Origin of the sequence: Bacillus massiliglaciei (assembly GCF_900098925.1) — a bacterium.
GTDB classification, from domain to species: domain Bacteria; phylum Bacillota; class Bacilli; order Bacillales; family DSM-1321; genus Peribacillus; species Peribacillus massiliglaciei.
In genome coordinates this window covers 55,700-68,052 of sequence record NZ_LT622343.1, presented here as the reverse complement: position 1 = coordinate 68,052, position 12,353 = coordinate 55,700, and the positions used below count along the sequence as shown (strand labels likewise).

At 45.4% G+C, this 12,353-nt stretch carries 9 protein-coding genes and 1 rRNA gene; 2 read left to right on the top strand and 8 right to left on the bottom strand.

What is annotated here, in order from left to right:
* Positions 1-8: 8 nt before the first annotated feature.
* A 16S ribosomal RNA gene (locus BQ4305_RS00785) occupies positions 9-1,558 on the bottom strand.
* A gap of 683 nt (positions 1,559-2,241) precedes the next feature.
* Here BQ4305_RS00785 and pdaB point away from each other — a divergent pair.
* Positions 2,242-2,994, top strand: coding sequence for a polysaccharide deacetylase family sporulation protein PdaB (gene pdaB, locus BQ4305_RS00775; RefSeq protein WP_110926046.1), 753 nt, complete (start codon positions 2,242-2,244; stop codon positions 2,992-2,994).
* A 19-nt stretch (positions 2,995-3,013) separates the two neighbouring features.
* Here pdaB and BQ4305_RS00770 read toward each other — a convergent pair whose 3' ends face one another.
* Positions 3,014-3,685 (bottom strand): KinB-signaling pathway activation protein, encoded by a 672-nt coding sequence (locus BQ4305_RS00770; protein ID WP_110926041.1) that lies wholly within the window; start codon positions 3,683-3,685, stop codon positions 3,014-3,016.
* Positions 3,686-3,822: 137 nt separating this feature from the next.
* On the opposite strand from BQ4305_RS00770, the gene gerD reads away from it, so the two are divergent.
* The gene (gene gerD / locus BQ4305_RS00765; protein ID WP_110926040.1) at positions 3,823-4,398 is read left to right on the top strand and encodes a spore germination lipoprotein GerD; all 576 of its coding nucleotides are present in this window, start codon (positions 3,823-3,825) and stop codon (positions 4,396-4,398) included.
* An 83-nt stretch (positions 4,399-4,481) separates the two neighbouring features.
* On the opposite strand, the gene BQ4305_RS00760 is transcribed toward gerD, so the two are convergent.
* From BQ4305_RS00760 to BQ4305_RS00735, 6 genes are all read right to left on the bottom strand, one after another.
* Positions 4,482-5,543: an Mrp/NBP35 family ATP-binding protein gene (locus tag BQ4305_RS00760; RefSeq protein ID WP_110926039.1), complete on the bottom strand. Its 1,062-nt coding sequence runs from the start codon at positions 5,541-5,543 to the stop codon at positions 4,482-4,484.
* 103 nt (positions 5,544-5,646) lie between these two features.
* Positions 5,647-6,387: an N-acetylmuramoyl-L-alanine amidase CwlD gene (cwlD, locus tag BQ4305_RS00755; protein WP_110926038.1), complete on the bottom strand. Its 741-nt coding sequence runs from the start codon at positions 6,385-6,387 to the stop codon at positions 5,647-5,649.
* A 60-nt stretch (positions 6,388-6,447) separates the two neighbouring features.
* A complete protein-coding gene (locus BQ4305_RS00750; RefSeq protein WP_110926037.1) occupies positions 6,448-6,864 on the bottom strand; it encodes a DUF2521 family protein in 417 nt (138 codons plus the stop codon).
* A gap of 154 nt (positions 6,865-7,018) precedes the next feature.
* Positions 7,019-8,158, bottom strand: coding sequence for a mannitol-1-phosphate 5-dehydrogenase (locus BQ4305_RS00745; RefSeq protein ID WP_110926036.1), 1,140 nt, complete (start codon positions 8,156-8,158; stop codon positions 7,019-7,021).
* Positions 8,159-8,164: 6 nt separating this feature from the next.
* Positions 8,165-10,246, bottom strand: a complete 2,082-nt coding sequence (locus BQ4305_RS00740) for a BglG family transcription antiterminator (protein ID WP_110926035.1) — start codon at positions 10,244-10,246, stop codon at positions 8,165-8,167.
* A 77-nt stretch (positions 10,247-10,323) separates the two neighbouring features.
* Complete coding sequence (locus BQ4305_RS00735) at positions 10,324-12,237, bottom strand: PTS mannitol transporter subunit IICBA (protein ID WP_110926034.1); 1,914 nt, start codon at positions 12,235-12,237, stop codon at positions 10,324-10,326.
* Positions 12,238-12,353: the final 116 nt, after the last annotated feature.

The window sequence follows — 12,353 nt, the reverse complement described above, 5'->3', positions numbered from 1 at the left end:
TTCCTTAGAAAGGAGGTGATCCAGCCGCACCTTCCGATACGGCTACCTTGTTACGACTTCACCCCAATCATCTGTCCCACCTTAGGCGGCTGGCTCCAAAAGGTTACCTCACCGACTTCGGGTGTTACAAACTCTCGTGGTGTGACGGGCGGTGTGTACAAGGCCCGGGAACGTATTCACCGCGGCATGCTGATCCGCGATTACTAGCGATTCCGGCTTCATGCAGGCGAGTTGCAGCCTGCAATCCGAACTGAGAATGGCTTTATGAGATTTGCTTGCCCTCGCGGGTTTGCTGCTCTTTGTACCATCCATTGTAGCACGTGTGTAGCCCAGGTCATAAGGGGCATGATGATTTGACGTCATCCCCACCTTCCTCCGGTTTGTCACCGGCAGTCACCTTAGAGTGCCCAACTGAATGCTGGCAACTAAGATCAAGGGTTGCGCTCGTTGCGGGACTTAACCCAACATCTCACGACACGAGCTGACGACAACCATGCACCACCTGTCACTCTGTCCCCCGAAGGGGAACGTCCTATCTCTAGGAGTGTCAGAGGATGTCAAGACCTGGTAAGGTTCTTCGCGTTGCTTCGAATTAAACCACATGCTCCACCGCTTGTGCGGGCCCCCGTCAATTCCTTTGAGTTTCAGCCTTGCGGCCGTACTCCCCAGGCGGAGTGCTTAATGCGTTAGCTGCAGCACTAAAGGGCGGAAACCCTCTAACACTTAGCACTCATCGTTTACGGCGTGGACTACCAGGGTATCTAATCCTGTTCGCTCCCCACGCTTTCGCGCCTCAGCGTCAGTTACAGACCAGAGAGTCGCCTTCGCCACTGGTGTTCCTCCACATCTCTACGCATTTCACCGCTACACGTGGAATTCCACTCTCCTCTTCTGCACTCAAGTCCCCCAGTTTCCAATGACCCTCCACGGTTGAGCCGTGGGCTTTCACATCAGACTTAAAGGACCGCCTGCGCGCGCTTTACGCCCAATAATTCCGGACAACGCTTGCCACCTACGTATTACCGCGGCTGCTGGCACGTAGTTAGCCGTGGCTTTCTGGTCAGGTACCGTCAAGGTGCCAGCAGTTACTCTGGCACTTGTTCTTCCCTGACAACAGAGCTTTACGACCCGAAGGCCTTCATCGCTCACGCGGCGTTGCTCCGTCAGACTTTCGTCCATTGCGGAAGATTCCCTACTGCTGCCTCCCGTAGGAGTCTGGGCCGTGTCTCAGTCCCAGTGTGGCCGATCACCCTCTCAGGTCGGCTACGCATCGTCGCCTTGGTGAGCCGTTACCTCACCAACTAGCTAATGCGCCGCGGGCCCATCTGTAAGTGACAGCCAAGACCGTCTTTCCATCTTCCCTCATGAGAGGGAAGAAACTATCCGGTATTAGCTCCGGTTTCCCGAAGTTATCCCAGTCTTACAGGCAGGTTGCCCACGTGTTACTCACCCGTCCGCCGCTAATCTCCGGGAGCAAGCTCCCTTTGATTCGCTCGACTTGCATGTATTAGGCACGCCGCCAGCGTTCGTCCTGAGCCAGGATCAAACTCTCCGAAGAATGTTTGACTTGCTCATAGAAGTGCTGGTATTGACATATGTCAATGGTCAACATTACTTTTTTTGAATAGTGTTAGTTCACTATATATCGTACGCTTACGCTTTGTTTTGTTCAGTTTTCAAAGAGCAATTTCAGTGCCGCTTCGTTAGCGACTTGATTATTTTATCAAATTCAACAGAAGATGTCAACAACTTTTTTAAAATCTTTTTTAGTAGAAAGACAACTTGTAACAGCAACTTTTTTATAATACCAGGCAGGATTTCTTTCGTCAACACTTTTCTAAAGAAAAATCTGTAGCCTAGTGACTTTATCAGCTCCCTTCCTTTCTGACCGCCATTCAACTAAAAACATCCCGACTGATAAACCCAAAACCGCAGAACAAGCAGTTAAGATATCCAAATCTTTTTTTAGAAAGTGATTCATTAATAAATTGAAGATAAATAGGACCAAGAATAAATTACAGTAATAAATGATCTTTCTTTTCATTAAAACCTTACCGCCTTTTCGTGAAGCGATCACACTTACCCGATCATGTTTTACTTTCAGGGCAAAAAAATGAGACTGCAGACAAATATGAATGACAGATAAAAACTAATGACCTGCCTTCAAAACAGGAAATCAGCATATCAGAGAATTCCCCCGCATAAAAATGAAGACAAGAGTGAATGGACGAGGTGATGGAATTGAAATTCTTTATGGTATTAAACGCAAAGAACATGAAGCAAAATGCTTTAATCTTCCTGACAGCATTGTTTACAGCGTGGTTTCTCTTTGTCCAAAATATCCTGCACGCTCCTGTCTTTTCAACAGAAGACGGACCAAAAGCTGTATATAAAGGAGAAAAAAACGTCTCTCTTACCTTTAATATTGGATGGGGCGATGAAAAGGCCGCTCCCATACTGGACACATTAAAAAAACAAAATATCAAATCCGCCACTTTCTTTCTGTCTGGCTCATGGGCGGAACGCCATCCCGATATTGTCACTTCCATTCATGAGGAAGGGTATGAGATTGGCTTGCTCGGCTATGATTATAAAGATTATTCCAGTTTGGAGGATCCAGAAATCACCAAGGATATTTTAAAAGCACAGGAGGTCTTCAAAAAACTAAATATCGAGGACATCGAATTGCTCAGGGCACCAACCGGCCATTTTGATAAACGGCTGCTCACCATAGGAGAAAAATTAGGCTACACTGTTGTCCATTGGAGCATTGATTCAAAGGATTGGACGAATCCGGGGGTCAGTCAGATTGTTCAAAATGTCAATAAGGCCAAACAGGGCGACATCATCCTGCTGCATGCTTCTGATTCTGCAAAGCAAACCAATAAAGCTCTTCCTGATCTGCTGGAGGAACTTCGCTCGAAGAATTTGAACTTTGTCACCGTCTCTGAAATGATTTCCAACTCTGATACAAGAAATGAGGAAATCAACTAGGAATGACAGAAGGAGCCACTCAGTGCGAGTGGCCTTCTTTTTGTATGCCGCCGGACAGCGGTGTCTTTTGCCGGAGCCGCTCCTCTCTTTCCCGCTGCGACTTAACAATGAGCGGATTCAGCATCAGGAGCTGGAAAGCGTTGCAGGCAAGCAGCGGAAACAGCATAAAATACAGCCACCCCTCGTCATTGGACTGCAGCACCGGCACCCATTCCGCTGTTGTAGCGGCAACCATGAAAAAGACAGCAGGAATAAAAGCATGCATATTCGTCTGCTTTGCTTTGAGATAAGCCACAATAAGACCCGCTGTCAGGAGAAAGACAGCCAGTCCAATATATGGTCCGATCCCCTTCCCCTCGCCAAATGAGATATAGCGGAGATAAATAAGGTCAAACAGGATAAAGGCAAGCAGGATCACTTGCACCGCATTCCATAATGATGGGCCTTTGAAGATGCCCAGCCCGAACCGATGGATCGTCAGGTAAGCAAAAAAACCAGCCTGGCTGATGACACTGAATATTAATCCGACACCGAAAAGCCAGATGAACGTGGAAAGAATTGAACCGATTTGGAAAGAAGAAAAGTACTTTTCAAACTCATTCCAGCGTACGATAAAACCTACAATCCCGCCTGTCAGTCCCCCGACAAGCAGGGTGGACAGGAACAATCGAACAATATTACGGCTGTTCATCTTTTACCCCCATACTTTTCTATTTTTACCTATAATTGTACCAACCCCTTTTGATAAAATCCACTGTTTCCCCCATGAATAAAATCAGCCGAAAAATCCATATTATAAATAGAATCCTGTACGAAAGGAGTTCCTACATGAAACGGATACTAAACATCAGTCTATTACTGTGCTCTCTCCTGTTAGCTGCAGGATGTTCAGATAACGGAGCCGGAAATGATATGGAATATGAAGAAACCAAAAAGATGGTTGTTGATATCTTGAAAACAGATGATGGGAAAAAGGCCATTCAGGATGTAATGACAGATGATCAAATGAAAAGCGAACTGGTCATGGAACAGGATATGGTCAAAGACACGATCGAGAAAACGCTGACCTCTGATAAAGAGAAGGAATTCTGGGAAAAAGCATTCAAAGATTCTTCCTTTGCCTCTGCCTATGCAAAGGCATTGAAGTCAGAGCATGAAAAGCTGCTCAAGGATTTATCAAAAGACCCTCAATACCGCGGAATGCTGATGGATATCATGAAAGAAGCCGATATGAAAAAGGAAATGACGGATTTATTGAAATCCAAAGAAATGAGAACGACTTATAAGGAATTAATCATGGAAACCATGGAAAGTCCGCTTGTTCAGACAAAAATGGAAGAAAGCCTGGAAAAAGCAGCTTCCAAAACACTAAAACAGGATCAGAAAAAAGAAGAGCAAAAATAAGTCCGTATACTTTTTAGGTTCAAAAGACCTTCAAAAAATAAAAAGGCTCCAAAAGGCATTACGCCTTTTTGGAGCCCTGTTTTTTATCCCAGTTTCTCAATAACTCTTAATGCCATTTGTTCATAGATCTTACCAAGACGGTGGTCAGCTGCATATACAGACGGAGCAAAATCCTCTGCACTCCAGTCTGGCTGCTGCAGAGGCAGGCGGCCAAGCACTTCAGTCAGAAGCTCTTCTGCAAGCTTGTCTCCTCCGCCTTTTCCGAATACATACTCTTTCTCACCCGTCGTTTTGCTTTCAAAGTACGACATGTTTTCAACAACACCGATAATTTCATGCTCTGTTTTGATAGCCATCGCACCTGCACGGGCCGCAACAAAAGCAGCTGTCGGATGCGGAGTCGTAACGATGATTTCTTTACTTGACGGAAGCATAGTATGTAAATCTAATGCAACGTCTCCTGTACCCGGCGGCAAATCAAGAACAAGGTAGTCCAGTTCTCCCCACTCGACTTCATTAAAGAAGCTGTTCAGCATTTTTCCAAGCATTGGTCCGCGCCAAACGACCGGTGCATTATCCTCTACGAAAAAGCCCATAGAAATTACTTTCACGCCAAAGCGGTCAACAGGGATGATTTTCTCCCCGCGCACAACCGGACGTTTTAAAATGCCCATCATATCAGGAACACTGAAACCGTAAATATCCGCATCAACAAGTCCAACCCTCTTGCCTTGTCTTGCAAGTGCGATTGCAAAGTTAACAGCAACAGTAGACTTTCCTACGCCGCCCTTTCCGCTTGCAATGGCAATGAATTGAGTTTTGCTGTTCGGTGAAAGAAGACCCTGATCTGCTTCTTCTTCCTGAGGCATGCTGCCCCGAAATTGATCAAGGACTTCCTTTGGAAGCTCCGCAAAACGGATCCCGACAGAATCTGCTCCGCCTTCCTTCAGACGGTTTACAACTTCCATCTGCAGCTGCATCTGTTCGCCAGTGCCTGTTTGCGCAATCGCAATCTTCACACTGACATGATTTTTTTCCGGTTTTACTTTTACTTCGACAATCCCATTTGTTTCTTCCAGACTTTTATGGAGAAAAGGATCCTTAAGTTCCTTTAATATGCCTCTTACTTTTTCTTCTGTTAACAAAGCTTGAGCACCCCTTTAACATACGTATTTTTACCCAGTAACAGTATAACATAAGCGAGAAAATTTACTTATTGCCAAGCCTTACAATCAAAAAAAACCCTGGTCAGCGCCCCAAGGTTCCGTCATCCTGATCATCCTTTTCGACCTTTTCCTCCGTTAAATAGCGAAGCACTCCTTTATATACGGAAGCGGCAATGCTGTCCTGATATTTTTCACTCTTCAGCCTCTCCCTCTCTGCTGCATTAGAGAGAAACCCTATTTCCACAAGAGCACCCGGCTTCTTTGCATGCTCCATTAAATAGATATTCTGAATCTGTTTGGCCTCCCGGGACGTATTTTCCAGATTCCGAATGATCTCTGCCTGAATGAATTTCGAAAGCTGTTCATTTTCCTCGAATCTTTTTGTATAGAACGTCTGGGCTCCTTTCGATGAAGAGGAAGGAAAGGCATTTAAATGAATGCTTAAAAACAGATCTGCTTCTGAATCATTGATAATTTCTGCCCGTTTCCGCAAATCTTCCTGTTTCCGCTGACGGACTGACCCTTCATCGCCATCCGCTAAGTCCCGATCGGTCTCCCTGGTTAAAATGACAAGCGCACCCTGTTCCTGCAAATAATCCCTGATTTTCAAAGAAACCGCGAGTGAAATATCCTTTTCCATAATATCCTGTACATTTGCGCCGCCATCCATACCTCCATGTCCCGGATCTATGACAATTATTTTTCCTGACAGAGGAAGATTCCATGATTTCCACGAATCATTTTCGCTGAATTGGAAAGTGAACACCAAAAATAACAGAACGCCCCCAATTGCAAATCCGGTATATGTAAGTCTCTTCCGCATCAAGTTCTCCCCCCGCATCCCATATGATAAAAGCTATGGGACAAACAGCGGAAATAGAACTTAATGCAGCCTCATTTTAAATCGCTTTTCCCCCGTTTTGAATCCATCCTTCCACCAAACGGAGACAAAGGCCTCACACCGATAGAAAAGCCCTTCCTCATCAGGCATTCCAGGTCCCCAGGACAGCAGAAAATTAAACAGGGAATCAATCAGCTGCTTCTCTTCCCTCCAGCATCTGGCTCTTGCCTTCTCTTCCGACTCTCCGTAATAGCCGAACTTGCTGTAGCTGGCCCCAAGTAAAAAGGCTTCAATCGCAATATCACAGCAGCCCTCTTCCATTACATCAAGAAGACCGCTGCCAAAGTATTCCTTCAGCCGCTCCTTTAACGCCTCAAGCGATAGCTCCCGCAATACCTTTCGTTCAAATGTAACCTGCCGTTCTTGCCTTAACTCCTTGAATCCTACGATAACCGTCATGCTTCCACCCCTGGCCTTTATGATTTATTCTTATTGTCCGTCCTCCATACCGCCCTCATCCCTCCATTTCACTGCCAAAATTGGGTGCTTAATCAGCGCTTTTGAAAATAAAAAACCCCCTAACGCCGGCGGGCTTCAGGGGGCTGTCACTCAATTATTTCATTGCTTTGTAATGACGTTCAATTTCTTTCGTGATTGGGCTCTCAGCCGCAAGGCCGCTTACTTCTGACAAGGTTTCCATAAGCCCTTTTTCTTTGATCAGCGCTTGCAGCTTAACGGCTTCTTCATCTTCCTTGTAATCAAACAGTAAAGCGGAAGCAATCGCTTTGGCCAGGTTCGTATAGGAAATTCCTGCTTTTTCAGCCTCTGTTGCCGGGCGGACGAGTCGATCATTCGCTCCAAGCTTTCTAAGCGGAGATCTTCCAACCCTTGTAACAGCATCATTCAAATGGGCATTCTTAAAGCGGCCGATGATTTTATCGATATATTGCTTATGCTCGGCTTCATCAAGCTTATATGTTTTTACAAGGTAATCTCCTGTTTCATTTAATGTTGCGTATACCTGCTTCAGAACCTCTTCATCTGCTAATGACTGGTCAATAGTTTCCTTCTTGTGAAGATAGCCCAGGTACGCAATAACCGCATGTCCGGTATTTACCGTAAATAGCTTGCGCTCGATGAACGGAGCCAGATCCGGCACCTTTTTCATTCCTTCAATAGCAGGAATGTTTTCTTCTGTTTCCACAACCCATTCATAGTATGGTTCAACCAGAACATCAAGCGAGCCTTCATTGTTTTGAAGCGGGACAATACGGTCAACAGCGGAATTAAAGAAAAATACTTTTCCTTCCAGCTCCCCTTTTGTCTGCTCATCCAACTGTTCGAAGATATAGCCCTTCAATAAATCCGTAGCGGAGATCTGATTCTCGCAGGCAATGACATACAGCTTATCATCCGTTGTTTTCACGCGTTCAGCCAATCCTTTGGCAATCAGCGGCGCAATCCGAGGCAGAATGTTCGGGCCAATCGCCGTAGTCAGGTAGTCCGCACTCTTGATTGCTTCGATTACCTCATTTTCCTGGGTCATATTATTGAGACCTGAAACATTTTGGATCGTAACGGATTCTTTTTCATCTGTAGCCAGTACAACATTGTATTGTTGGTCTTCATTCAATTTGGTAATAATTTGATCGGCTATATCCACAAAGGTTACATGGTATCCAGATTGGGAGAACAATGCTCCAATAAATCCTCTTCCGATGTTTCCTGCTCCAAAATGTACCGCTTGTTTCATTTCATATCATTCCTTTTTTAAAGTAGTCTGTAAATAGTCGAGGAAGACCGCTTCTAATTTGGATAAAATCAATTCCTCATTCGAAGACGAGAAGGTCATGATCGACTCACTGCTCTCAATTAAGCTTGTGCTGATCAAACTCATGATTTCCTGGGCTTTTGCCCGCAATTCCTGGGGAGCCAGCATTAGCAAAAGGCTCTTCATCATCATATCATTTCCATCCATGCCTTTAATCAGGCAAGGTTCCTCTAAATGGGCGACTTGAAAGAGAGGTCCCTTTACCGCTTCGTGCCGGGTATGAAAAAGGGCCATCCCCGTATGCTGAATGCCAAGCCCGCCCTTTTGTTCCCTTTCCTTCAATGCCTCCATCACTGCACGTGAGTCGGTAATCATCCCTTTGGCCTCCGCCGCTTTGACCATTTCCACAAGCATCTCCTGATACGAAAGGGACTTCGGCATCCGGAAAACCCGGAAGTTTTCCGTCAGAGAACGAATGCTGTTTCGCACATCATCCAATTCTTCCAGTCTGTCCGTCAATGCTTTTTTAACAGACCTGGGGGCAGGGCGATCTGTTTCAGAAAGCGCATTTTTCGTGAATCGTTCGATATTTGTCTGTAAATAACCTTTAATCGCCACAATGTTATCCTCTGTTAAAAGAGGGTTCACCAGCACATAGGCAAGGTCCGTAAAAGGAAGCCGGACAGTAGAGATAATTACATCATATTGATGCAGGCTCCCTGTCCGCTGAATATCTTTGATCGACCTGATTTCTACTGAATCGATTTCCGGGAACTCCCTTTTAATACGGCTTGCCAGCATTTTAGAAGTTCCAATGCCTGTAGGGCAGACCACCAGCGCTTTAATGCGGATTCCCTCTTCTCTCATGACCAGTGCCGAGCCAAAATGCAGGACAATAAAGGCAATTTCATCATCCGGAAAGAGGGCATCGTCTTTAAACTCTTTTTCGACACTGTTCTTTACAGCCATGAACAGGACCGGATACTTGCGTTTAATCTCATCCTTAAGCGGATTAAACAGAGCCATATGCTGTTTAATCCGAAAAATAGATGGCTCCATATGGGCAAGCAAGCCCTGGAACAAGGGGAAATCCTTGGTGAGATCCACATTCATTTGAGACGATACAGACTGAATAATATTCTTTGTCATTTGGCCAAGAACAACACTGTCATAAGGCATAACATCGGGCTCCTGGTATTTGGACCCTCTTAAAATGACAGAAAGGGCATCGATATCCCTTTCCGTTACATTCACGGAAAAACGATTTTCGAGCTCGCTGCAAATCTCCCTGATCAATTCCCTTTCATTCTCAAGCCCTGTCCTGTCCAATTCATCCGCTTCCCCCATAAGAAAACCCGCCTCTGTCCTTTGGAGCATAATGCAGATATGAACGATCAGGCCAATATAATCCCCGTCAGCCAGCCGGGAATGCCCATTATTGAATGTTTCCTGGACAAGACGGTCTATTTCCAGCAAATAGTCCGGCGAGAAATAATGGAGGATAGGGTCCTCATACACTTTCCCTTTTTCAAGCCAGAACAGACGCTCAATTAACTCTTCGTTAAAATACAATAGAAAATAATGGGCGAGCGCTTTGCGCCGATCTGTTTCTGAACCTGAAATTTCTACGCCGACCCCCCGTTTCCTAATGAGACGGAGACGATAGTTGTGCAGCCATTCCTCCAGGTCATCCAAATACGATGTGAGCGTCACTGCACTGACTCCAACGGCAGAGGCCAGCGCCTGGATTTTAAAAGCTTCCTCCTGCAGCAAGGCCAAAAGGACAAGAAGCCTTTTTTCCTGAGGCGTCTGGTCAACCGGCTGATTTCCCATCAGCTGCTGAACCAGCCTGAAAATCTGTTCATTCTTTCCTTCAATCACAAGACCTTCATTTGGATTGCGGGCAAGCTTCAGCTCGTACTGATGCAGGATCTTTTCCACAGCTTTTAAATCCCGCTGAATGGTTCGGACGCTCACATTTAAAAAGGTAGCGATGGACAGGACTGTGTGTTTTCCAGACGTTTTAATAATTAATTCAATTATTGCTTTTTCCCTTGAGGTAATAAACATACTATCATCTCATTTCCGGTAAATAAGCCTAGAAAACAATGCACAGAAAAGCGCTAGAAGCGCTTTTCCATTGTGTTTTATTCATTTTTATCATTAAGGATAGCCATTAACTCTTCAGCTGTTTGAGCCTGAACCATCTTCTCGATATTATCCATATCAGAGCATGTTACCGCAATTCCTGACAGGATTTCGAGATGAGTGCCGTCTTTGCCCGCTATCCCAAAGATCAAACGAGTTTTTTGACCGTCAAAGTCTACCCCCTCCGGCACCTGCAGCACGGCAAATCCGGATTTGAGCACATCTTTCTTAGCTGCTTCCGTGCCATGCGGAATCGCTACATCATTTCCCATGTAAGTAGATGTTATTTCATCTCTTTCAATCATGGCTTCTACATAGCTTTCCTTCACATAACCCGCTTTCACAAGAGCAGCTCCGGCAAACCGGATGGCCTCTTCCTTCGTTTCGAACTTTTGATTTAAGAATACATTTTCCGGACGAAGCAGCTGATCGTCACCGGCATCATTTACAGGGCCCGGTGCATTTTCTTCCGCCTCTTCCACCACTTCCAGAAGTTCATCGTTTTCCTGACTCTGCAGTTCCGTAATCAGCTTATCATATTGCGGGCTGGATAAGAAGTTATCCACTGAAATGTGATAGGCATTCGGAGCTTTATTCTTGGCTCTTGGAGTCAGCTCTTCCTGTGTGATAACAATTTGGGCATCTGAAGGGATATTGCTGATCGCCATATTGGTCACGTGAATATCCATTCCTGCTTCCTTCACCTTTTTACGCAGAAGCGAAGCTCCCATAGCACTGGAGCCCATTCCGGCATCACAGGCAAAAATGATTTTGTCTACTTGTTCAGGCATTTCTTCGCCCTTAACAGAGAAAGCATCGGCAACCGAGCTTTTCTTGCCTTTCATTTCCTGCATCTTTCTTGCAGCCTCTTCAATATCCTCTTCTTGCTGCTTGCCTGTTTTCAAAATGAAGGCAGATACAACAAATGATACGATGGCAGCAACCAATACGCCGGCAAAGTTGGCGATATATGTCCCCGTATGATGCGGTGTAACAGCTGCAATCGCCAAGATACTTCCTGGTGAAGCCGGTGTAAATAAACCTCCGCCTAATAGGACAAGTGTGAAGACTCCGCTCATTCCTCCCAAAATAACCGCAAGGAACAATAACGGACGCATTAAAATGTAAGGGAAGTAAATCTCATGGATTCCGCCAAAGAACTGGATAATCGCCGCACCTGGCGCTGTTCTTTTGGCTGTTCCTTTACCAAAAATGCAGTAAGCAAGCAGGACACCGATCCCAGGTCCCGGGTTGGCTTCCAGAAGGAACAGGATCGATTTCCCTGTCTCTTTTGCCTGTTCTACGCCGATTGGCGAAAGAACGCCATGGTTAATCGCATTATTCAAGAACAATATTTTTGCAGGTTCAATCAGGATGCTCGTTAAAGGCAATAAGCCAATTCCCACGAGCCAGTCCACACCGCTGACAAGCCAGCCTGTGAATACGCTTACCGCCGGGCCGACGCCAAGCAAGGCTCCGATGGCAATAAGTCCTCCCAGGATTCCTGCAGAGAAGTTGTTCACAAGCATTTCAAATCCGGATTTGACTTTTCCTTCTATTGCCTGGTCAAATTTCTTGATCAAATATCCGCCAAGAGGACCGACCAGCATAGCACCCAAGAACATTGGAATGTCAGAACCGACTATAACTCCCATTGTTGCAATGGCACCGACTACTCCGCCCCGCTGATCATGGATTAATTTACCCCCTGTAAAACCAATTAACAATGGAAGCAGGTACTTAACCATTGGGTCGACCATTTTGGCAAGGCTTTCATTTGGAAAGAAGCCAGTTGGTATAAATAAAGCTGTAATTAAACCCCAAGCGATAAACGCTGATATATTAGGCATGACCATCGAGCTCAAGAAATTCCCGAACTTCTGGACTGCTACTTTTACTTTAGATTGAGCCATTTGCCCCTCATCCCTTCCTTTTCATTAAACTAATAATAAGTCACAAAATTCGACATTTCAATTATCACGAAATCCAGTTTTGTCGCAGCCCTCCCGACAAACTTGTCGTTACTTAA

Coding starts and splice junctions, on each gene's coding strand:
- BQ4305_RS00745 (WP_110926036.1), bottom strand. CDS start 8,158: ATGAAACAAGCGGTACATTTTGGAGCAGGAAACATCGGAAGAGGATTT.
- BQ4305_RS00735 (WP_110926034.1), bottom strand. CDS start 12,237: ATGGCTCAATCTAAAGTAAAAGTAGCAGTCCAGAAGTTCGGGAATTTC.
- gerD (WP_110926040.1), top strand. CDS start 3,823: ATGAAACGGATACTAAACATCAGTCTATTACTGTGCTCTCTCCTGTTA.
- BQ4305_RS00750 (WP_110926037.1), bottom strand. CDS start 6,864: ATGACGGTTATCGTAGGATTCAAGGAGTTAAGGCAAGAACGGCAGGTT.
- BQ4305_RS00770 (WP_110926041.1), bottom strand. CDS start 3,685: ATGAACAGCCGTAATATTGTTCGATTGTTCCTGTCCACCCTGCTTGTC.
- cwlD (WP_110926038.1), bottom strand. CDS start 6,387: ATGCGGAAGAGACTTACATATACCGGATTTGCAATTGGGGGCGTTCTG.
- BQ4305_RS00740 (WP_110926035.1), bottom strand. CDS start 10,246: ATGTTTATTACCTCAAGGGAAAAAGCAATAATTGAATTAATTATTAAA.